1 protein-coding gene is annotated in these 406 nt (G+C 37.9%); it reads left to right on the top strand.

Going from position 1 to position 406, the window contains the following annotated elements:
• Positions 1-406 (top strand): WG repeat-containing protein (locus tag AOA60_RS11795; RefSeq protein ID WP_143522426.1); only part of this gene is annotated, 406 nt, incomplete at both ends.

Here is a 406-nt window from a genome sequence, read left to right as displayed (position 1 = left end):
GTTTTATAGATACTGAAGGAAAGTTCGTAGTAAACCCTACTTATGATGATGCTTATTCATTTAGTGATGGACTTGCTCGTGTCATGGTTGGAGGGGAGTTTGGTTTTATAGATACAAAAGGGGATATTGTTATCAATCCACAGTTTCAATTCGCAGGTGATTTTTCAGAAGGGCGTGCTTTGATATGGGTTGGTGATAAGGTTGGATTCATTGACAAAGAAGGTTCCATGGTAATAAATCCTCAATTTAATAATGCTCTTCCTTTCTCAGAAGGAGTGGCAGCAGTACAACTCGATGATAGATACGGTTATATTGATCTTGATGGTAACATAGTTATTAATCCTCAATTCGAGTATGCTGGGGAGTTTTCCGACGATCTTGCTTTCATTATAGTGGGGGATAAAAT

It is taken from the genome of Pseudomonas sp. 2822-17 (genome assembly GCF_002742485.1).
Taxonomy (GTDB): Bacteria; Pseudomonadota; Gammaproteobacteria; order Pseudomonadales; family Pseudomonadaceae; genus Aquipseudomonas; species Aquipseudomonas cyclaminis.
This window is presented reverse-complemented; position numbering and strand designations above follow the sequence as displayed.